This is a genomic window from Synechococcus sp. JA-2-3B'a(2-13) (assembly GCF_000013225.1).
Taxonomy (GTDB): domain Bacteria; phylum Cyanobacteriota; class Cyanobacteriia; order Thermostichales; family Thermostichaceae; genus Thermostichus.
In genome coordinates this window covers 1,470,362-1,490,811 of record NC_007776.1, presented here as the reverse complement: position 1 = coordinate 1,490,811, position 20,450 = coordinate 1,470,362, and the positions used below count along the sequence as shown (strand labels likewise).

The window sequence follows — 20,450 nt, the reverse complement described above, 5'->3', positions numbered from 1 at the left end:
CGGAACCGGCTAAGGACTCCGTCCCGCTAGCGCGAGCAGCTACACTGAAAAGCCGATGACCTCCTCTTCGGCAAACCTCCATGGCCAGGATCAACGACCACTTCCTCAAGCTCAAGACCGGCTATCTCTTTCCCGAGATCGCCCGGCGGGTGCAGGCTTTTGCCACCGCCCATCCCGAAGCTCAAATTATCAAAATGGGCATTGGCGATGTCACCGAGCCGCTGCCGGAAGCCTGTCGAACGGCCATGATCCGGGCGGTGGAGGAAATGGGGGAACGGGCCACCTTTCGCGGCTATGGGCCAGAGCAGGGCTACGAGTGGCTGCGCCAGGCCATTGCCCGGCACGACTTCCAGGCCCGCAACTGCGATATCGACGCTTCCGAGATCTTCGTCTCCGATGGCTCCAAGTGCGATTGCGGCAACATCCTGGATATCCTCGGCCACGACAACACCATCGCCATCACGGATCCTGTCTATCCGGTTTATGTGGACACCAACGTGATGGCGGGCCATACGGGGCCGGCCAACGAACGCGGCGAATACGAGGGCCTGGTCTATCTGCCCATCACTGCCGAAAATCACTTCACCGCCAGCCTGCCCAGCCAAAAGGTGGATGTGATCTACCTCTGCTTCCCCAATAACCCCACAGGCGCAGTGGCCACACGGGAGCATCTGCAAAACTGGGTGGACTATGCCCGTGCCCACGGCTCCCTGATCCTGTTCGATGCCGCCTACGAAGCCTATATCACCGAGCCCGGGATCCCCCACTCCATTTACGAGATTCCAGGGGCGCGGGAATGTGCCATCGAGTTCCGCTCCTTTTCCAAAACCGCTGGGTTTACCGGCACCCGCTGTGCCTTTACGGTGGTGCCCAAGTCTTTGCGGGGGCAAGCTGCCGATGGATCCTGGGTGGATCTGTGGAGCTTGTGGTATCGCCGTCAATCCACCAAGTTCAACGGGGTGTCCTACATTGTGCAGCGGGGGGCGGAGGCGGTCTATTCCGAAGCGGGGCAAGCGCAGGTGCAAGGTCTGGTGCAGTTTTACCTGGAAAATGCCCGCATCATTCGCCAGCAGTTGGCCGAAGTGGGGATCCAAGTCTATGGCGGCGTGAATGCCCCCTACGTCTGGGTGAAAACACCCGATGGGCTGAGCAGTTGGGAGTTTTTCGACAAGCTGCTGCACACCTGCCATGTGGTGGGTACCCCCGGCTCTGGCTTCGGCAGCGCCGGAGAGGGCTATCTGCGCCTGTCCGCTTTCAACAGCCGCGCCAACGTGGAAGAGGCAATGCGCCGCATTGGCAGCGTGTTTGCGGGGGCTGGAGCCGTTGGTTAATTGAGTCTTGACCCAGAGGGCGAGGATTCTTTCAAGCGCTCCCCGCCGCCAGAGGCGAACAGCTTGGGCCCGACAGGAAAGATGACGAACCAGTCGGCGATACCGCCGCGAACCCTTTTGCCTGCAACGCAGCAACTGGGCCAGCTTCCCCTTCGGCTTTCCGGGTACTGCCGCTTCGACTGCAGCTCCTGACCGTTAGCGATGAAGATATCCATACCCTCATGGGCAGTGGCCAGGTGAACTTTGCCCAAATCCACCCCATTTCCACCAGAACGGGTGTGTTCTGGGGCCAAGGTATCACCCTTTCTCATTGGGCAGATAGAGTTCGCAGCAGCCCAGCAAAAAGCTGCCCTGATCGCGTCAGCAGGTCGTATCTTGGTCGGCCAGTTCTGGCGAAAGCCTTTCACAAAGCAGGCCGTAGGTCTTTTGCCTGGATCCCTAGACCAGCAGCGGGGCTTTGCGCCAAGCCTTGGGCTGCTGGAACCGGTGCAGATCTCGGATCAGCCGCACCCAGCCGTCAGACATGGACTCCACCAAAACTTTGCCTTTCTCCGGCGTGGCGGCGGTGGCATCGCCCAAAACTCCGCTCTGGGTGAGATCGCGAGTTGCCCAAGCGAAAGGGATCCGCCCTTCCATGCTGAGCAGGCTGTTTTCCGGCAGATCGTGGGGATATTCGCAGACCAATCGGTCGGTTCGCACCGTGTCCGGCAAAAGGTGCATCAGCATACTGGTCTCCCCATCGCCGGCGTGAATGCCCAATTCCCGTTCTTTCTCGGTAAACAGCTCTCGTCCTTCGTGGGGAACGCGCCAGACCGACACCGGAAACAGCATGAAATCTTCATACTTCTGGTGCAGATCGCGGGCAACAATCTCCAGGACCTGTGGCTGGCCACCGTGGGAATTGAGGAACACCAGCTTGCGAAACCCAGCTCGGTAGATGCTCTCTGCCACTTCTGTCAGCACCGCCATCAGGGTTTGAGCCGAGAGGGTAATGGTGCCGGGGAAATGCCAATGCTCGTTGGCTTTGCCGTAACATTGGGTGGGCAAAACATAGGCCGGGATCTCAGGCTCCAGCTTCTCCATGGCGCGCCCAATGATCGCGGTGCCGATGCAGGCATCCACCACCAGGGGCAGGTGGGGCCCATGTTGCTCGATTGAGGCAACCGGCTGAATGATCACCACGTTCTCTTTGTCGGGCATGGCCTGGATCTCCGTCCAGGTCAGGTAGGGGAAAAAGCGGTGGGGCGGGACAAAAGTGTGCATCATGGCGGGATCCGTTCAAGTTTGATCAGAAAGCTACCTAGCACCATGCCACAAAATCGGGTTCACGAAATGCCCGCAAAGACGGGATCCCCGGCCAACCCGCCTGCCAAAGAAAAGTAAGGAGGCCATCGATTAGGATCAGTACAGTCCATATCGTCTTCAGTTAACGATTGCATGACCCTGTTGCCTCGTTTGCCCGCCCGATGTGGCTCTGTGGAGAATATCCCTTTCAGAAGCCGCCCTTTGCCTGCCCCGGTGGAGGTGGGCAGCACTCCACCCTCACCCCGTCCCATCCTCGCCCTGCCAGGGTCGCAAGCCACCCTCTATGTGGAGCTGATTCAGGTTTCTCGCCACAGTCTTGAGGCAGGCTCTGACACCCCGCCGCTGCTCTGGGTGCGGCCTCTCCTGCTCAGGCAGGGATCCCAAGTCTTCAACCTGCGGGCCACCTCGGATTTGCTCTGGCCTGCTGCCGGCTTTGTTCCGGCCTATGCGGAGGAGGTATTGCCCCTTCTGAAACAGGCAAGGGATCCCGCTCCCCACGAGCTCCCTGCCCGACAGCAGTTGCAGGCATTTCTGCGGCAAGTCTGGCGAGGCTAGGCTGCCCCGGAATGGCCAAGGGAGGCGGCCAACCTTTGCAAAGCCGATGCCAACATCGCTAGAGCCGCGTCAATTTCTGCCGGGGTGACGATCAAGGGGGGCACAAAGCGCACCACCTGGGATCCTGCCGGCACCAACAACAGCCCGCAGTCCATGGCTGCCTTGACCACTTCAGCCGCCGGGATGCGCACCACCAAGCCCTGAATCAGGCCCCAGCCCCGCACTTGCTCAACGAGCTGCGGAAACTGCTCCGCCAAGCGGGACAGCCCCTGACGCAGATACACCCCTGTCTGCTGGGCATTCCAAACCAAACTCTCCGACATTAGCGTGCGGCAAACCGCCAGGCCCACCGCACAAGCCAAGGGGTTGCCCCCAAAGGTGCTGGCGTGATCCCCCGGCTGAAACACGGCGCAAAAGTCTTTCGCCAACAAGGCCCCGATGGGGATCCCACCGGCCAGGCCCTTGGCCAAGGTGAACACATCCGGCTCCACCCCCAGGTTACAGTGGCCCCACAGCATGCCAGTACGGCCCATGCCCACCTGCACCTCATCCAAAATCAGCAGAATGCCCCGCTCGCTGCAGATCCGGCGCAACCATTGAAAATAGGCGGGATCCCCCGGCACAACCCCCCCTTCCCCCTGCAACGGCTCCAACAGCACGGCACACACCCGCTCGCCCCAGCGCTCCAACACCGCTGCTGTGCCCTCGATGTCGTTGTAGGGAACGTAATCAAAGCCGGGCACCAGAGGGGCAAAGTCTTTTTGGTATTTGGGCTGGCCGGTGGCGGTAATGGTGGCCAGGGTGCGGCCATGGAAGCTGGCATGGGCGGTGAGGATCATCGGATCTTGGATCCCGCGCACCGTGTGGGCATACTTGCGAGCCAGCTTAATGGCTCCCTCATTGGCTTCCGCCCCTGAGTTGCAGAAAAACACCTTGTCGGCACAGGAGTGCTGGGTCAGCCATTGAGCCAGTTGTGCCTGCGGCTGGTTGTAGTAAAGGTTGGAAACATGGTGCAACTGTTGTGCCTGCTCGGTGAGCGCCTGAATCCACAGCGGGTGGGCATGCCCCAGGGTACAGGTGGCAATGCCGGCCACAAAGTCCAGGTACTCGCGCCCCTGCTCATCCCAAACCCGACACCCCTGCCCGCGCACCAAGGTCAGGGGATAGCGCCCATAGGTGGCCATCACATGCTCGGCAAACAGCTCGGCAGTTGTCGGGGATCCCGAGGGGGCACTGGCAAGAGGCGAAGTTAGAGGAGACATGGCCGGTAAAAGATTGCTGTCGTGTTGGCGGCGCGGAGCGCTTTGGGGCTGGCGCAAGCCGTGTTTCGAGTGTACCACCCTGCTTTGGAGATGATATTCTGGCGGGGCCAAAGATTCAGGGATCCACAGCAAACAGACAGAAGCAAACAGACAGATGTCGCGGCGGGGGGTAACGGTCTGGTTTACGGGATTGAGCGGGGCGGGCAAAACCACCCTGAGCTGCGGCGTGGCCCAGCAGTTGCGCGCTTGGGGGCTGCCGGTGGAAGTGCTCGATGGGGACCTGGTGCGGCAACATCTCACCAAGGGTCTGGGCTTCAGCAAAGTGGATCGGGAGGAGAACATTCGCCGCATCGGCTTTGTGGCGGAGATGCTGACTCGGCACGGGGTGATTGTGCTGGTGTCGGCCATTTCCCCCTATCGGGCAGCACGGCAGGAGGTACGGCGATATATTGGCAGCTTCATCGAGGTCTTTGTGGATGCCCCTTTGGAGGTGTGCGAACGCCGGGATGTGAAGGGCCTCTATCGAAAGGCGCGGGCAGGCTTAATCCAGCACTTTACCGGTATTGACGATCCCTACGAGCCGCCGGAACAGCCGGAGGTGGTGTGCAAAACTGCCGAGCAAAGCATCCCCGAATGTATTGACCTGGTGATACAAAGCCTAAAAAGCAGAGGTTATGTCTAACAGGCCCCCTGCTCTTACGTTGCCCGTAGAGGGTGGGCTTCCCCCCGGAGTAGCTGCAAAGAACCTAGAATTAAGAAAGGCTTACAAGCAACTCCTATGGCTTCGACATCGGCATCGGCCACTCCCATTTCGGCGCAGTGGATCTGGCGGGGGCAGTCAGTTCATTACGTCAAACAGGGTGAGCAGGGGCAGCCTCTGCTTCTGGTGCACGGCTTTGGAGCCTCCACCGACCACTGGCGCAAGAACATTCCCGAATTGGCTCAACACTACCAGGTGTACGCCATCGATTTGCTGGGTTTCGGTCGCTCCGCCAAGCCCAACTGGGACTACCGCGCCGAAATCTGGCGGGATCAGCTGCGGGACTTTTGCCAACAGGTAATCCGTCGGCCTGTGGTGGGGATCGGCAACTCCCTGGGCGGCTACGTGGTGCTCAGTTTTGCGGCGGAGTGGCCGGAGTGGGTGCGGGGCGTGGTGCTCTTGAATGGGGCAGGTGGGTTTTCCACGCTCAAAGGATCCCCGACCGGATGGCGGCAATGGATAGGCGGATTGGTGGGCTGGGGCCTGCGCCAGCGCCTGGTGTCTTACCTGCTGTTTCAGTATTTGCGGCAGCCGCACGTGATCCGAGCCAAGCTGAAGCAGGTTTACTACGACCCGGCAGCCGTGACCGATCAGCTGGTCGAGGCCATCCATCGCCCCACCCAGGATCCGGGGGCTGCCGATGTGTTTGTGGCCTTGATGCGAGGTGGGCAGAAGGGACGGTATGTAGATGAGCTGCTGTGCAGCTTGGTGCGCCCGCTGTTGTTGATCTGGGGAGAACGGGATCCCTGGATGCGGGCTCGGGAACGCTCTAAGCTGTACCGGGCCCACTACCCTCAAGCAGTGGAATACTTCCTGGAGGCTGGCCACTGCCCCCACGATGAGCGCCCCGAAGAGGTCAATGCCCTGATTCACCGGTGGATCGAGACCGGGATCCCAGCCACCACTTCTCCCCCCATTTCCAAAGCTGCCCCTGTATCGGAAGTCCATCCCTAGGCGGCCCGTCTAGCTTGGGCTATCCAACAATTCCTCCTGGGGATCCCCTTCTAGGCCGATGGTGTACTTAGACCATTCTCGATGGGAACCACTGCCGACGGCTTTGGAGATTTCAAAGTAAAGAGTGCTGTGGGGACGGCGGGGTTGGCGCAGCAGGGGCATACCGGCTTCGCGGGGGGTGCGGTTCCCTTTTTTCACGTTGCAACGCACACAGGCACTGACCACATTTTCCCATGTATCCCCGCCGCCACGAGACCGAGGGATCACGTGATCCAGGGTGAGATCTTCGCCGAAGCAGCCGCAGTACTGACAACGATGCCCATCCCGGTAGAGGACGTTGCGGCGCGTAAGTGGGATCTCCTTGTGGGGAACGTGGACATAGTGGCGCAGACGAATGACAGTGGGCAAGGGAATGTTGCCGTACACCACTCGGCCATTGTGCTCGATTTGCTCGGCCTTGCCCTTAAGCAAAAGAACGACTGCCCTGCGCCAACTGGTGATGTTGAGCGGCTCGTAGGAGGCATTCAAAACCAAAACCTTGCCCATAGTGCCGCGCACCGCTGACGGGATCCCCAACCTAAGCCGGAAGGCGCCAGCCCCCTGAAGTTATGCAAAATGTTAACACAGCTTTAGATTCAAGCAGTAGGAGTTCTGTGCTCCAGGAGATATTCCCGGCTGCTGCAAAACGCTACTCTGGAGAAGAGCTGTTGGCAAGGGCGTGTTCAATCCTAGGGCATTACGTGGGGTTTCCCGAATAGGCTGAACTTTATTGAGGTGATGAAGCCGGAACTGAAATCTTCAACTCAACAGCAGGATCTGCCCCAAAAGAGAAATCCAGGCGAGGGATCCCGCTGGCTGATGGGTCTAGCCATCCTGCTGCTCTGTCTGGGATCCCCCAACCGCTGGCTGCACTGGTTTCCGGGAGCGCTGCTGGGCCTAGCCCTGCTGTTTGGCCTGTGCGAGCAACGGCAAGGGTGGGCGCGGTGGCGTTTGGCCTATGGCCTCTGGTTTTGGGTTTGCCTGTATGCCTTCTGGGTGGATCCCTTCTCGGTTGAGGTGTTGAGCGCCTGGGAGATCCTAGGGGGCGTGGTGGTGGCTCCCCTGATCCCCCTCTTTTTCACCACCGCTACGCTCCTCAGTTTGGAGCTGAGCCGCCCCCTGCCGGCTTGGGCACGTCCGCTGGGCTTGGCCACGGTCTGGACAGGCTTGGATGGGCTGTTGGGCTTGCTCTGGTGGCCCATCCCTTTCCACTGGGGATCCCTGTTGTTCGACTGGCCCCTCGGGATCCAAGTAGCCGATGTTACGGGGATCTGGGGGGTTACCTTTTTTGCCGTGTTCGTCAATGGGGTTCTTTGGCAGATGGCCAGGCAGATTTCTAGCCGGTGGCAGGCGGCTGGGGGATCCCTGAGAAACGTTTTGGGTGAGATGCTCAGGAACAGGGATTTCTGGGGTACGCTCGCCTGCGGCCTGGGGTTGACGGGGCTGGTCTTGGCCTATGGAAGCGCACGCCTGGCCTACTTCGATGCCTTGGCCGTCGAAAACAGGGATCCTGACTTTCGGGTGGCGGCGGTGCAGCAGGTGGCTTGGCTGGAAGCCGATCGCAGTTGGAACTACCGCCTGGAGCGCTACCGGGAGCTGCATCAGCTTTCTGCCCAGGGGGTGGCTGCTGGGGCACAGTTGGTGGTTTGGCCGGAGGGGGCGCTGCGGGCACGGCTGCTGAATACTGGCCTGGAACCCTACGTGATCGAGCCAATGCAAGCGATTCTGCCGCCGGAAGGCGCTTTGATTACGGGGGCAACAGAGCCGGATCCCCGCACAGCCCATTTGCCGGAGCCAGAGCAGCGATTTTTTAACACGGCCCTGTTGTTTGACGCCCGGGGCAACTTGCTGGATGGGTTTGGCAAGCAGTGGATCTTTCCCTATTTCGAGTCGGGGCGCTACGTGCCTTCACCCGATGGCTATCGGCCTCTGGACGGAGGGGAGCTTTTCGGGCCTTTGGGGGTGATGATCTGCTTGGAGAGCGTCTTGCCTGCGCCCAGCCGAACTTTAACCCGTCGCGGCGCCGAGTCTTTGATCGTGATTTCGGATGATAGCTGGTTTGGTAATAGCCACTGGCCGATGTTGCATGGCCAGCTCTCGGTTTTCCGGGCTGTGGAAAATCGGCGGGGCGTGGTGTTTGTCAATAACACAGGCGGCAATCTGGTGGTGGATCCCTCAGGTCGGCTCCAGCAGGTTGGCCCCATCTTTCAGCGGGGGGTGATTACGGGAGAAGTGAAGCGGCGTTCTGAGACAACTTTCTACAATCGCGCGGGGGATTGGCTGGCGTGGCTGACGTTGGGGCTATCTTTGGGGCTATGGCGCTGGGGATCCCGAGCAAGGCAAGGATGAGTTAGAATCGATAGGCCCACCGGTGGGTCTGCGGATTCTCCTATCCAGTCCTCACTTCAAAGCCCTGCTGATGTAGCTCAGTTGGTAGAGCAGCTCACTCGTAATGAGCAGGTCGTCGGTTCGAGTCCGATCATCAGCTTTCTGGAGTTGAACACCTCAGAGTCCCTTTGGGAGAAGAGTTGGGGGTGGTCGCGGAAGCGGCGCGGAGCGTTTGGGCAGCAGCGATCATTCTTTCGAATTGCAGTGAAACCTTGGAACGGCTACAGTTGTGGAGGGCACCAGAAAAGATTTCGGGTAGAGACCCCCAAAGAATGGAGAATATCTCTCATTACCCCTGTGCAGTACTTCCAATGCTCAGGATCTGCACACATGCGGTCGGGATTTAACTCCATCTCATAATGGATAACATTGGGGATCCCGGCAAACTCATCAGAAGACTGAGGAGAAACAATCAGCAGCAGAAAAGGCTTGCCCCTGCGCTTAGCCGCCAGCTTATCCATTAAGTCAACAACGGCCTCTCGCCGGCAACCCCCTGTGCGCACAAACAAGACTTTATCGGCTTTTTCCAAAACATACATAAAACGCTTGGCGCGAGCAGTGTAGCGAGTTCGCATTCGCTCATGGATGGGGTGCATATTCTGAAGTGGATCCTCCCCCTCTTCCACCTCATGGCCAAAGGAGAGGCCCGTCCACTTGCTGTGGTAAATTCGCCGATCTTCAGGGCTGTAGTGCAAATATTGCGGATCCCACATGCCCTGAAACTCGTTGTGGATCATATCGGCCACATCAGCCAAATTGCTGGTGCGTGTCAAATCAAAAGGAAAGGCAGGCCCGTCATATTCCAACTTGTAGAGCAGCATTCGCACCGCGCAGCGATCCCCTAACGGTACAATGGCAAAGCGATGAATATCCGATAATTTGCAGGTGTATTCCAGCAGCATGACCGATCCAGGAGCAGCCTTTACCCGACTTTCGAGGCCACCTTCCCCGATCATCAGGGTTCGGAAGAGAGCTTCGCGGTGGCTCGGATCTTCATAAACACCCGCTGGCATGGCTTTGAGAGCGGCCCGCACTTCCTTCCACATGGGGTGGATGTTGTACTCGTGACTGCTCTGGTTGATCACGCACAGGCGAGGCATGGGATCAGAAGAGCCTTCTGAGGATCCACTGAGCTTGAGAAGGATCAACGATCCATCCTCGAAGATCGTTTCTACTGATTCCGAGGAAAAGAACTGGGCTACTGGGGAGAAGACAAGATCGGCATCCGCAGGAATGGAGAGGGTGGTTTGCACCGAACCATCTTCTTGTACGGAAAGGGAATATAAGGTAGCATCCCCTAGCCTTTCATCGCTTTTGCCAATATACAGACCCGGCTGTAGACCTGCTTTTTGGAAAGCGGCTTGCAAAGGTTGCCAAGTGGGCGTGATGGTATAAGGGTAGGGAGTTATATTCACGATGCGAAATTGGTTTTTGCCTGTTTCTGCAGTCACCCAAAAACCATGCTCATCTGCAAAAACGACCCGTTCTCCAACGGGTTGAGCAAGCTTTCTACGAGCTGAACTAACTTGGCCGGGATCCAAAAGAGAGAGATCGATGGCCTCAAACATGACCTGATGACCCTTGGAATTGGGGTGAGCTGGGTCAAAAGCAAGGTCTGGTTTCCAGCGGCTCTGTCCATCTTCCAAATGAGGCAGCCAATTGAACACAGGGCATCCCCAGCTGAGCATTCTTTGCTGAGTTTCTTGCAAAAGAAGATGCTGTTCTGGGCCGTAGTTTGCATGGGGATAAACCCCTCCCAGAACTGGCAAGGCTCCAATGTCTTGAATTCGCTGAATTAGCCGCTGCAGGCCGTTTTCAAACCGTCTCTGCAGGGCGCGGCGATGCTGGGGCAAGGCCGATGCCAAGCCTTCATTTCCCAAAGACAAAGCAACAATAACGACATCGGGATGTTCAGGGATCACCGCCTGCTCAAACCGCAACAGAGTTCGGCTGACATTGGCCCCCAATTGGGAGAGATTTCGCACTTGATGGCCATAGCGCTCTTGTAGAGCTTTCTGCAACAGCCAAGCCCAACCTCGCAACAGCCAGGCGCTGCACCCCAGGGCAACGGAGCTGCCCAAAATGACGACTTTTAGCCCTTGCGGATTTTCCGGTTCGACCTCAGGAATGGGATCGGCAAAATAGCCGTAAGGATAGGCAGGGATCTGGCCAAACTCCCCATCCTCGACAATCAAAACTGCCGGTAAAGGTTCTGGCTCAAGTGGCACCCAGCGATTGACAGCGGTGGATTCCCAAATCACTTCGCCACCGGCTTGCACGCGCAGATACCGGTACTCTACTCGAGGGATTTCTTTTGAACACCCGCTATAGGGCAACAACGGGCCGGGCGTGCCGTCTGCTGGGCTCAACGGCAACTCTACCCACCACAGCGGATAATGAGCGGGATCCGTCTGCAGCCAAATGCAATGGCAGGGATCCCAGGAGCCCAATTTTGCGCTGGATCCCACCAAGGCAATTCTCTCGCCCGGCTGGGTGATGGCACGAACCTGGAAGCGATACATAACGTTTTCCTGGCACAGGATTCAATGGGAAATTGTGGGGCTGTGCGGGCGGACTGCACTCACTCATCACCCAATCAACAGCTCAGCAGCCGGCTGAGAAGGGCAAGAGCCTGGGAGCTGATCCCATCTCTGCTGTTTTATCCGGGAAAAAGAGAAGTTCTTAAATCTGGAAAGGAAAGATCTCTAGTACCCAAAAATCCAGTTCAACTGGGCCAATACGGTTCTTAATACAGTTCTGAATAAAGACTCAGTCAATCTTGGCTTAAAGCTAGCATATTGACCGAGGGCTGTCTGTTTTCCAGAGCACTTTTAGACTCTCTCTGGGGTACAGATTTCCAACTGCCGCTGGGGCAAAATAACTTCAAAGCTGGATCCCTGGCCCAGCTTACTCTCCACCTGCACCTGACCTTGATGCTGCTGGGCAATGCTTTTGACGATCGCCAGCCCCAAACCTGACCCCGAGAGGCGACCGGGATCCCCGCTGCGAGCCGGATCTGCTCGATAAAAGCGATCGAACACATGGGGCAGAGCCTGAGGCGGGATCCCTGGCCCGGTATCTTGTACCCGTACCACCAGCTCTGGGGATCCGGAGCGCAGCCGTTGTTCCAGCCTCACCTGCACCTCTCCTTGCGGGGGAGTGTGGAGAAGGGCGTTTTCAATCAGGTTGGTGAACAGGCGGGCCAATTGATCTTCATCTCCCCAAAAACCGAAGGGATCCACTTGGGCGGGAGAAGGTTCCTTCCCGCTCTCAGGGGCAGCAATCTCCAGCTTCAAGCGGATCTGCTTTTGGTTGGCCAAGCCCTGCAGCTCCTCCACCACCTGCAGCAGCAGAGCATCCAGCGCACAGCAACGGGGTTGGAAAGGCACCATACCGCTGTCGTGGCGGGCCAGAAACAGCAGGTCATCCACCAGGCGACCCAGCCGCAAACACAGCCGCTCCACCATCTGCCAGCGCTGCCGGGTGTCGGCATCCAATTGGGAATCCGCCAAAGCCACCTGTACCGCGGTTTGAATGCTGGCCAAGGGGCTGCGCAGCTCGTGAGAGGCGTCGGCGGTAAATTGCTTGAGCTGCTGATAAGACTGCCGGATGGGTTGCATGGCCAAACCGGAGAGCATCCAGCCAATGGCTCCCACACTCGTCAAGCCGGCCACCACCCACAGGGAAAGATCCCGGATCAACTGTCGCGTTGGCTTGCTCACCTCAAACCAAGGATGGCTGACCCGCAGATAGCCCAGCAGCTTCCCATGGGCCACGATCGGCTCGGTGAACTGACGCAGCCAATACCCAGGAGCGATGCGGGCAGTGTGCAGGGATCCCTCGGTCAATAGGGGGGCAGGGATCCCGCCGGGTACCGTGGACCAGATGAGCGTTCCTTGAGGGCCGAACCACTCCAAGTCGATGTGATCGTCCTCTAGGGTGCTGGGATCATCCCGAAAGCTGGCCTCTAAGCTGCGGCGGGCCTGCTGCGGATCCAAGAGGCTCTCATCCACCACCAAAGACCGCTCGACAATCTCCACCACATGGCCAAGGGTATCGTCCACCCGCTCGATCAGGGTTGACTGCACGTACCAATAGAAGCTGCCGGCAAACAACAGCAGCAACACTGCCGTAACCGTTGTATACCAGAAGGCCAACCACTGTCGCGTCGCTTGGAACATGGGAGCTGCACCGCGGGGGGAGAACGGAGTGGGGCTAGCTGTGAACACGGGGTTCGGGGTGAAGGGAAGACAAGATCTCGGCCTCCACCTGGAGTAGAGTATCGAGCCGATCCTGCACCTGATCGGCGGGAAACTGCTCCAACGCCAAATCCAAGTAAAGCTGCCAATGGCGCTCCTCCGCAGCCGCCAGCCAGAGATAAAACTGCCGCAGCTCTGGGTCGGGCGCGTGGATCCCCAACAGGCCCAAGCGTTCGTGGCTGCGGGCCTCGATAATGGCTGCCACCAGCAAGGTGTCGAGCAGATGCTCTGGCTCAGAGCGGCGCAGGTGTTGGTTTAGGCGACCCGCATAGGGCGCAGCCGACAAGGGCTTGATGGGGATCCCCAGCCGTTGCAGGTGGCGATGCACCCGCTCAAAATGCTGCAGCTCCTCCCGCGCCAGCGGCGAGAGGGTTTCCACCAAACGCCCATTAGCCGGGTAGCGAAACAGCAAGCTGAGGGCGTTGCCCGCTGCTTTTTTCTCACAATTGGCGTGGTCTAGCAAGACCAGATCGATGTGCCGGGTAGCCTGTTCGATCCAGTCCTCAGAGGTACGAGAAGCAAGTTCTAGAGCAAGCACAGGGTCGGTAGGAAAGGGTTAAGAGAAGTTCTAGGGACGAACAATCTCCACAGTAACCCGCCCCGTCAGCTCCGGGATCGGGGGATGACACTTGGTCAATCGGATCTTAGCTTTGCTGGCCCCTGTCTCCCGCAGCACCATTTCGGCAATCGCCTCCGCCAAGCTCTCGATCAGCACAAACTGATTGCTTTTCACCAGTTCCGCAATCCCGGCCACTGCAGAACGGTAGTCGAGGCTATCACACAGTTGGCCGCTGAGAGCAGCCGGGCGCAGATCCGCCCACAACTCGAAATCCACCTCAAACCATTGCCCCAAAGCCCGTTCCGCCTCATCAAGGCCGGTATAACCGTAGTAGCGCAGGCCGGAGACGATCAGCCGATCTCGCAACTGCTCAGGGGGTTGCCGAGGGATCCGATCGGGATCTGGATAGGGCTGCTGACCGTCGCTGCTAACACTGGTGGGGATCTGTAGCTCCATCACAACCTCCCAGCTCGACCTGGAGACCCTATCCCGCAGGGCCTGGCGAAACAACGAAACCTTGGCTCGACCCTAGGAGCAGGCTGCCCCTTGTCCCCATTTCCTTTTTGATTCTTTAACAAACTCCGGGATCCCCATCCCTCAATGGCTGAGGGCCAACGCTCTCCCCTCTACGGTCGCTGCCATCTCCCACAACAGAGCTTCCGTCTCTTCCCAGCCGATGCAGCCATCGGTGATGGAAACCCCGTACTGGAGCGGCGCCCCTTCCTGCCAGGTTTGCTTGCCCGGGTAGAGGTTGCTCTCCAGCATCAGCCCCATCAGAGCCCGCTGCCCCGCCTGGTACTGCTGTAGCACCGCTCGACAGACGGATCCCTGCTTGCGGTAATTTTTGTGGGAGTTGTCATGGGAGCAGTCCACCATCACCGAGCGAGGGATCCCTTGATCCTTCATCAGCAGTGCCGCCCGCGCCACATCTTCCGGGCCGTAGTTGGTCTTGCCCCCTCCCCCCCGCAACACGATGTGCCGATCCGGGTTGCCGGTGGTTTTCACCAGAGCCGTCATGCCATCTTGGCCGATGCCCAGGAAACTGTGGGGATGGCTGGCGGAGAGAATGGCATTGAGCGCAATTTCCAGCCGCCCGTCGGTGCCGTTTTTGAAGCCCACAGGCATGGAGAGGCCGCTGGCCATTTCCCGGTGAGTTTGGCTTTCGATGGTTCTGGCGCCAATGGCCGCCCAGCTCACCAGATCTGCCGTGTACTGAGGGGTCACCGGATCCAGCATCTCGGTGGCACAGGCCAGGCCCAGCTCGTTGATCTGCAAGAGAATGGAACGGGCCAGTTGCAGGCCGGTGGCAATGTCGCAGGAGCCATCCAGGTGGGGATCGTTGATCAGGCCCTTCCAGCCCACCGTGGTGCGGGGTTTCTCAAAATACGTACGCATGACAACCACTAGGTGCTCCCGAGTTTGGTCGGCCACCCGCTTGAGGCGATGGGCATACTCCAGAGCCGCTGCGGGATCGTGGATGGAACAGGGGCCGACGATCACCACCAAGCGATGGAGATCCCGTCCGTGGATGATGTCGCGGATGGCTTGCCGAGTGGAGAGCACCACCTGGGCTGCCGTTTCCGTAAGGGGCAGCTTGGCCTTGACAGCAGCAGGGGCAATCAAGGGAGTCACCTCTTGGATATTGCAATTGTCGGTTTGAGGGGGCATGGAACTGTCCTCAGCGTGCAAGTGGGTAGATGGGGTCGTCGAGCCATCAAAAAAGCCCTGGCGCTGGGCTCAGGGCTTCAGGACTGACTCGGGTAAACTGTAGGTCTTTGTTTACGCGCCACCCTTCTGCCCTGGTCGTTGCCAGGGAAAGCTAAAGTAGCCAAAAAAGGAAGCGCGCCAGACCATGCGGAGAACAAACTTAAAACCTGTACGAGATAACTATACCCGAAAAAACCTCGTTTGACACCTCAGGGATCCGGTTTCCTGGCGGAGAGACCAGCGGGAAGTCTTAAGTCGACCGAGCCGCTGGCTTGGCAATCCAGTAGCCGCAGGGGTGTTCTCCCTGCACCTGCCAGGTGATGCGCTCTACCCGGCAATCGGGCAAGGCGGCAGCAAACATCTCCAGCTCGTGGCCGCAGACGCTGGGAAAGGTGTGGGCAATCTGGGCAATGGCGCAATTGTGCTCGACCAACACATACTGCTCGACGTAAGGCTCGGATCCCTCTGCTGCCAGCGGCACAGTCAGGTCGGCAGGATAGGGGTAGTACTCCGCCATGTAACCCTCTGCCTGGCGCAACTGCACCAAACGCTCCAGCCGCTCCCGTAGGGATCCAGATCCCAGCTGGGCCTGATATTCCCGGGCTTTGCGCTGCCACTGATGGTGGAGAAGGGATCCCATCTGTTCGGATCCCAGAGTTTCGGCCAGGGTGTTGAGCAGACCAAGGGCAAACTCATCGTAGCTGGCGGGAAATTGCTCTTCTCCCAAGGGGCTGAGCTGATAGAGATGCTGGGGTCGCCCTAGACCATTGGGTTGAGCGATATGTTTGATCAACCCCTCTGCCTCCAGATCCTTGAGGTGGCGGCGGATGGCCTGGGGAGAAATGCGCAGGTGCTCTGCCAGAGTTTGGGCGTTGGCCTGCCCCGCCTTGCGCAGATAGACCAAGATGGCCTGCTTACTCGAAGCGGGTTGAGCGACCTGCCCGGTGATCTTGCGCGTGCTGTCCACCCTCGCCCTCCTGGTTAGACTGGGTTAATCGGCTGCCGCTGCCAGCACAGCTCTCTGCTATTTTGACAACGGGATCATTGCTAAAGTAACCTGAGGATCAGTTAAACAACAACTCTGTTGTTTTATTTGGCCATCTGTCTTAGTCGCGTTTCTACCCTGTCACTACCCGAGAGCCATCCATGTCTACGAGCGTCCGCGCCCTGGTCAACCAGCCCTACAAGTACGGCTTTGTAACCGACATCCCCTCTGAGTCGATTGGCAAAGGCTTGAACGAAGAGGTGATTCGGCAGATCTGGGCCAAGAAAGGGGAGCCGGACTTTATGCTAGAGTTCCGGCTGCGGGCCTACCGCCAGTGGCTGAAGATGAGCGAGCCCACCTGGCCCAACGTCAGCTACCCGCCCATTGACTACCAAAACATTGTCTACTACTCGGCCCCTAAGGTGCAGCCCAAGAAAAAGAGCCTGGACGAAGTGGATCCGGTGCTGTTGGAGACCTTCGAGAAATTGGGGATCCCCTTGTCAGAGCAAAAGCGGCTGGCCAATGTGGCGGTGGATGCCATCTTCGACAGCGTTTCGGTAGCCACCACCTTCCGGGAAAAGCTGGCCAAGGAAGGCGTGATCTTCTGCTCCATGTCGGAGGCACTGCGGGAGTATCCAGAGCTGGTGCGCAAGTACTTGGGCAGTGTGGTTCCCATTGCCGATAACTACTACGCTGCGCTGAACTCGGCGGTGTTTAGCGATGGCTCCTTTGTCTATGTGCCCAAAGGGGTGCGCTGTCCCATGGAGCTCTCCACCTATTTCCGCATCAACAACGGCGAATCGGGCCAGTTTGAGCGCACCCTGATCATTGCCGACGAGGGATCCTACGTCAGCTACTTGGAAGGGTGTACTGCCCCCATGTTCGACACCAACCAACTGCATGCGGCGGTGGTGGAGTTAATTGTCCTAGACAATGCCGAGATCAAGTACTCGACGGTGCAGAACTGGTATGCCGGCGACGAAAACGGCAAAGGGGGCATTTACAACTTTGTAACCAAGCGCGGCCTGTGTCAGGGAGCAAACTCCAAGATCTCCTGGACGCAAGTGGAGACCGGCTCGGCCATCACTTGGAAATATCCTAGCTGCGTGTTGGTGGGGGAAAACTCGGTGGGCGAGTTTTACTCGGTTGCCCTAACCAACAACTACCAGCAGGCCGATACCGGCACCAAGATGATTCACGTGGGCCGCAACACCCGCAGCAAAATCATTTCCAAGGGCATCTCGGCTGGGCACTCCAAAAACAGCTACCGCGGCCTGGTCAAAATCGGGCCGAAAGCAGAAGGGGCCCGCAATTTTTCCCAGTGCGATTCCATGTTGATCGGGGATCAGTGCAGCGCCAACACCTTCCCCTATATCGAGGTGCAAAACAACACCGCCAAAGTGGAGCACGAAGCTTCCACCTCTAAGATTGGAGAAGAGCAATTGTTCTACTTCCAGTCCCGCGGCATCTCTGCGGAAGATGCTGTGTCCATGATCATCAGCGGCTTCTGCCGAGAAGTGTTCAACCAACTGCCGATGGAGTTTGCTGTAGAAGCCGATCGGTTGCTGAGCCTGAAGTTAGAGGGATCCGTCGGCTAGGGGATTGTTCCCGACGTGAAGCTAAGCAGCTGGGGAGAGGCTACTGACATCAGTGGGATTTCAGGAGAGGGGTGACTCCCAAGGCAGAGAGGTTTTGAACTATAAAGGCTAGGCAGGAGAAGTTCCCTATGCGGGCATTTCTGGAGGAGTTCAAAAACTTTATTAGCCGGGGCAATGCCTTAGATTTGGCTGTTGGCGTTGTTATTGGAGGTGCTTTTGGGAAGATAGTGACTTCTTTCGTAGCAGATCTATTTACTCCGGTTTTAGGCTTGATGATTGGTGGAGTGAACTTCCAGCACTTGGCCTGGGAAATCGGTGGAAGTCCTGAAGACCCAGTTACGATTAACTACGGTAGCTTTCTGCAAGCTGTGTTTGATTTTGTGATTATCGCTTTTGCCATCTTCTTACTGGTGAAGGCGATCAACACCCTACAGCGAAAGGAGGAAGAATCTCCTCCCACATTGCCCCCACCAGAAGTGGTTTTGCTGACAGAGATCCGGGATATCCTCAATCGCCACTCCCAATAGAGCTATAGGGGATCCTTAGGCCCAAAATCCAAACCTGGTTTAGGGATCCCTTAACTTTTCAGCTCCTGCCCTTCGGTGTCAACCCTAGAGTCTAGCCATGATCCGTGAAAACAGCCCTGTCATCTTATCCGTTCGAGATCTCAGCGCCGAGATCGATGGCACCCCCATTCTCAAGGGGTTGAGCCTGGAAATTCGCGCCGGAGAAATCCACGCCATCATGGGCCCCAATGGTTCTGGAAAAAGCACTTTTTCCAAGATCTTGGCTGGCCACCCCGACTACCGGGTGACAGGAGGCGAGATCCTCTATCTGGGCAAGAATCTTCTGGAAATGGAACCGGAGGAGCGGGCTTGGGCAGGGATCTTCTTGGCGTTTCAATACCCCATCGAGGTTCCGGGGGTGAGCAACTTGGATTTCCTGCGCGCCGCCTACAACGCTCGCCAGAAATATCGGGATCAGCCGGAACTGGATGCTCTGGATTTTGACGACCTGGTACGGGAAAAGTTGGATATTGTCAAAATGGATCCCGTTTTTTTGGAGCGCTCTGTGAACGAGGGCTTTTCCGGCGGTGAGAAAAAGCGCAACGAGATCCTGCAAATGGCGGTGTTGGAGCCCACGCTGGCCATTTTGGACGAGACGGATTCCGGCCTGGATATCGACGCGCTGCGCATTGTCGCCCAGGGCATCAACCGACTGGCCGGCTCTGAGAATGCCATGCTCTTGATCACCCACTACCAACGCTTGCTGGACTATGTTACCCCCGACTACGTGCACGTGATGGAGGGGGGTCGTATCGTCATCAGTGGGGACAAGACCTTGGCGCTGGAGCTGGAAGAACGGGGCTACGACTGGATCAAAACTCAGTCGGGTCAAGAACCGGCAGCTGCGACATCTCGGCAGGAGAAAGAGGGATGAGCGCCACCTTGCCCAAACCTTTTGCCCCAGAGAGCCGCCTATTCCTGGAGCACATCCTCGGCCAAATCCCGGAAAGGCAGGATCCCTACACCACCCTTAGGCAGCAGGCCCGCGCCCAATTGGCCGAACTGGGGATCCCGACCCCACGGGAAGAGGATTGGAAATACAGCGATCTCTCGCCACTGCTGGCCCACAAGTTTCGCCTGGCTGCCGCGGGGGATCCGTCTCTGGATGCAGCAACCCTAGAACCTTGGCTTTGGCCGGAAACCAGCTATAGCCGCGCCGTGTTCGTCAACGGCTACTTTGCCCCCCAGCTTTCTGATTTGAGCGGCCTGCCCACCGCTTTGCAGGTGATCCCTTTAGCCCAAGCCCCAGGGGAGTTGCTGCAAACCCTGGCCAAGACGGATGTGTTTACGGCCCTCAACACCGCTCATCTGGGAGATGGGATCCAGATTGGCCTACAGCCCGGCCAGGAAGTTCCGTCACCGCTGCACCTGCTGTTCATAACGGTGGCTCCTGAGGGAGAGGCCGTTTTGGCCCAGCCCCGCTGCCTGCTGTCTTTGCAAGCCCACAGCTCCCTCACGCTGATCGAAGATCATGTATCCCTGGGATCCGGGATCCCCTTTGGCAACGCGGTTACGGAGATCGCCCTGGCAGAGGGATCCCGCTTGCACCATGTGATTTTGCAAAGGCAGGGATCCCCAGCCTTCCACATCAACCAGACCGCCGTGCGCCAAAGCCGCAACAGCCACTACCGCCTCCAGTCGATTCAGTGGGGATCCCAGTTTTCTCGCCACAACCTGGAGATCACCCAAGCCGGAGCCCAGGCCCACACCCAACTGCAGGGGCTAACGCTGCTGAAGGGATCCCAGCACAGCGACACCCACTCCCGCCTGGTGCATCAGGCCCCCCACGGCAGCAGCCGCCAATTGCACAAGTGCATCGTTGACGAGACGGCCCATGCGGTCTTCAGCGGACGGATTCTGGTGAGCCGAGAGGCCCAACTGACGGACGCCGCCCAGACCAACCGCAACCTGCTCCTAGGCCCCAAAGCGCGGGTCGACACCCAGCCGCAACTGGAGATCTTTGCCGACAACGTCAAATGCGCCCATGGGGCCACCGTCAGCCAACTGGAGGCAGAAGAGATCTTTTATCTGCAAAGCCGGGGTATTCCCCAAGCTGATGCCAGGCAACTTCTCACCTGCGCTTTTGCGGCAGAAGTTCTGGAAGGGATCCCGTTGGCTCAACTTCCCGCCCTGGTGGCCCGCCAGTTGGCTGGGATCCCGTGAATCCAATCAATTCCAATAA

19 protein-coding genes and 1 tRNA gene are annotated in these 20,450 nt (G+C 58.3%); 10 read left to right on the top strand and 10 right to left on the bottom strand.

Annotated elements, in window-relative coordinates; translation table 11 throughout:
• Window positions 1-80 precede the first annotated feature (80 nt).
• Window positions 81-1,331: an LL-diaminopimelate aminotransferase gene (locus tag CYB_RS06750; protein WP_011433036.1), complete on the top strand. Its 1,251-nt coding sequence runs from the start codon at window positions 81-83 to the stop codon at window positions 1,329-1,331.
• On the opposite strand, the gene CYB_RS06745 is transcribed toward CYB_RS06750, so the two are convergent.
• Together CYB_RS06745 and CYB_RS06740 are read right to left on the bottom strand one after the other, a co-directional pair.
• Window positions 1,328-1,624 (bottom strand): hypothetical protein, encoded by a 297-nt coding sequence (locus CYB_RS06745; RefSeq protein ID WP_148202718.1) that lies wholly within the window; start codon window positions 1,622-1,624, stop codon window positions 1,328-1,330. The two genes, CYB_RS06750 and CYB_RS06745, sit on opposite strands and share 4 nt — an antisense overlap.
• A gap of 145 nt (window positions 1,625-1,769) precedes the next feature.
• On the bottom strand, window positions 1,770-2,594 hold the full coding sequence (locus CYB_RS06740) for a creatininase family protein (RefSeq protein ID WP_011433035.1): 825 nt from the start codon (window positions 2,592-2,594) through the stop codon (window positions 1,770-1,772).
• Window positions 2,595-2,837: 243 nt separating this feature from the next.
• On the opposite strand from CYB_RS06740, the gene CYB_RS06735 reads away from it, so the two are divergent.
• Window positions 2,838-3,191 carry a hypothetical protein gene (locus tag CYB_RS06735; protein WP_238376957.1) on the top strand — a complete coding sequence of 118 codons (354 nt, stop codon included), beginning with the start codon at window positions 2,838-2,840 and terminating at the stop codon, window positions 3,189-3,191.
• Here CYB_RS06735 and CYB_RS06730 read toward each other — a convergent pair.
• The gene (locus CYB_RS06730; protein WP_011433033.1) at window positions 3,188-4,453 is read right to left on the bottom strand and encodes an aspartate aminotransferase family protein; all 1,266 of its coding nucleotides are present in this window, start codon (window positions 4,451-4,453) and stop codon (window positions 3,188-3,190) included. The two genes, CYB_RS06735 and CYB_RS06730, sit on opposite strands and share 4 nt — an antisense overlap.
• 154 nt (window positions 4,454-4,607) lie before the next feature.
• On the opposite strand from CYB_RS06730, the gene cysC reads away from it, so the two are divergent.
• Together cysC and CYB_RS06720 are read left to right on the top strand one after the other, a co-directional pair.
• Entirely contained in the window at window positions 4,608-5,135 is a 528-nt protein-coding gene (gene cysC, locus CYB_RS06725; protein ID WP_011433032.1) for an adenylyl-sulfate kinase, read from the top strand.
• A gap of 96 nt (window positions 5,136-5,231) precedes the next feature.
• A complete protein-coding gene (locus tag CYB_RS06720; protein ID WP_011433031.1) occupies window positions 5,232-6,167 on the top strand; it encodes an alpha/beta fold hydrolase in 936 nt (311 codons plus the stop codon).
• A gap of 9 nt (window positions 6,168-6,176) precedes the next feature.
• Here the strand turns inward: CYB_RS06720 and CYB_RS06715 are convergent, their stop codons facing one another.
• Window positions 6,177-6,713, bottom strand: a complete 537-nt coding sequence (locus CYB_RS06715) for an HNH endonuclease (RefSeq protein ID WP_011433030.1) — start codon at window positions 6,711-6,713, stop codon at window positions 6,177-6,179.
• 231 nt (window positions 6,714-6,944) lie between these two features.
• On the opposite strand from CYB_RS06715, the gene lnt reads away from it, so the two are divergent.
• Window positions 6,945-8,555 (top strand): apolipoprotein N-acyltransferase, encoded by a 1,611-nt coding sequence (gene lnt / locus CYB_RS06710; RefSeq protein ID WP_011433029.1) that lies wholly within the window; start codon window positions 6,945-6,947, stop codon window positions 8,553-8,555.
• A gap of 66 nt (window positions 8,556-8,621) precedes the next feature.
• Window positions 8,622-8,694: transfer RNA gene (locus CYB_RS06705), tRNA-Thr, on the top strand.
• Between the two features lie 121 nt (window positions 8,695-8,815).
• On the opposite strand, the gene CYB_RS06700 is transcribed toward CYB_RS06705, so the two are convergent.
• From CYB_RS06700 to sufR, 6 genes are all read right to left on the bottom strand, one after another.
• Entirely contained in the window at window positions 8,816-11,116 is a 2,301-nt protein-coding gene (locus CYB_RS06700) for a DUF1796 family putative cysteine peptidase (RefSeq protein ID WP_011433028.1), read from the bottom strand.
• 309 nt (window positions 11,117-11,425) lie between these two features.
• A complete protein-coding gene (locus CYB_RS06695) occupies window positions 11,426-12,775 on the bottom strand; it encodes a sensor histidine kinase (protein WP_011433026.1) in 1,350 nt (449 codons plus the stop codon).
• Window positions 12,776-12,809: 34 nt separating this feature from the next.
• Window positions 12,810-13,391, bottom strand: a complete 582-nt coding sequence (locus tag CYB_RS06690; protein ID WP_011433025.1) for a tRNA-(ms[2]io[6]A)-hydroxylase — start codon at window positions 13,389-13,391, stop codon at window positions 12,810-12,812.
• Between the two features lie 30 nt (window positions 13,392-13,421).
• The gene (gene folB / locus CYB_RS06685; RefSeq protein WP_071818161.1) at window positions 13,422-13,868 is read right to left on the bottom strand and encodes a dihydroneopterin aldolase; all 447 of its coding nucleotides are present in this window, start codon (window positions 13,866-13,868) and stop codon (window positions 13,422-13,424) included.
• Between the two features lie 141 nt (window positions 13,869-14,009).
• A complete protein-coding gene (locus CYB_RS06680; RefSeq protein ID WP_011433023.1) occupies window positions 14,010-15,080 on the bottom strand; it encodes a 3-deoxy-7-phosphoheptulonate synthase in 1,071 nt (356 codons plus the stop codon).
• A 289-nt stretch (window positions 15,081-15,369) separates the two neighbouring features.
• Window positions 15,370-16,086, bottom strand: coding sequence for an iron-sulfur cluster biosynthesis transcriptional regulator SufR (gene sufR, locus CYB_RS06675; RefSeq protein WP_011433022.1), 717 nt, complete (start codon window positions 16,084-16,086; stop codon window positions 15,370-15,372).
• Between the two features lie 179 nt (window positions 16,087-16,265).
• Between sufR and sufB the strand changes: the two genes are divergently transcribed.
• From sufB to sufD, 4 genes are all read left to right on the top strand, one after another.
• Window positions 16,266-17,702, top strand: a complete 1,437-nt coding sequence (gene sufB / locus CYB_RS06670; protein ID WP_011433021.1) for a Fe-S cluster assembly protein SufB — start codon at window positions 16,266-16,268, stop codon at window positions 17,700-17,702.
• Between the two features lie 128 nt (window positions 17,703-17,830).
• Window positions 17,831-18,229: a large-conductance mechanosensitive channel protein MscL gene (gene mscL / locus CYB_RS06665; RefSeq protein WP_011433020.1), complete on the top strand. Its 399-nt coding sequence runs from the start codon at window positions 17,831-17,833 to the stop codon at window positions 18,227-18,229.
• Between the two features lie 97 nt (window positions 18,230-18,326).
• Entirely contained in the window at window positions 18,327-19,142 is an 816-nt protein-coding gene (gene sufC / locus CYB_RS06660) for a Fe-S cluster assembly ATPase SufC (RefSeq protein WP_011433019.1), read from the top strand.
• Window positions 19,139-20,431, top strand: a complete 1,293-nt coding sequence (gene sufD, locus CYB_RS06655) for a Fe-S cluster assembly protein SufD (protein ID WP_011433018.1) — start codon at window positions 19,139-19,141, stop codon at window positions 20,429-20,431. Before sufC ends, sufD begins: the two co-directional genes overlap by 4 nt.
• The last annotated feature ends 19 nt before the right edge of the window (window positions 20,432-20,450 follow it).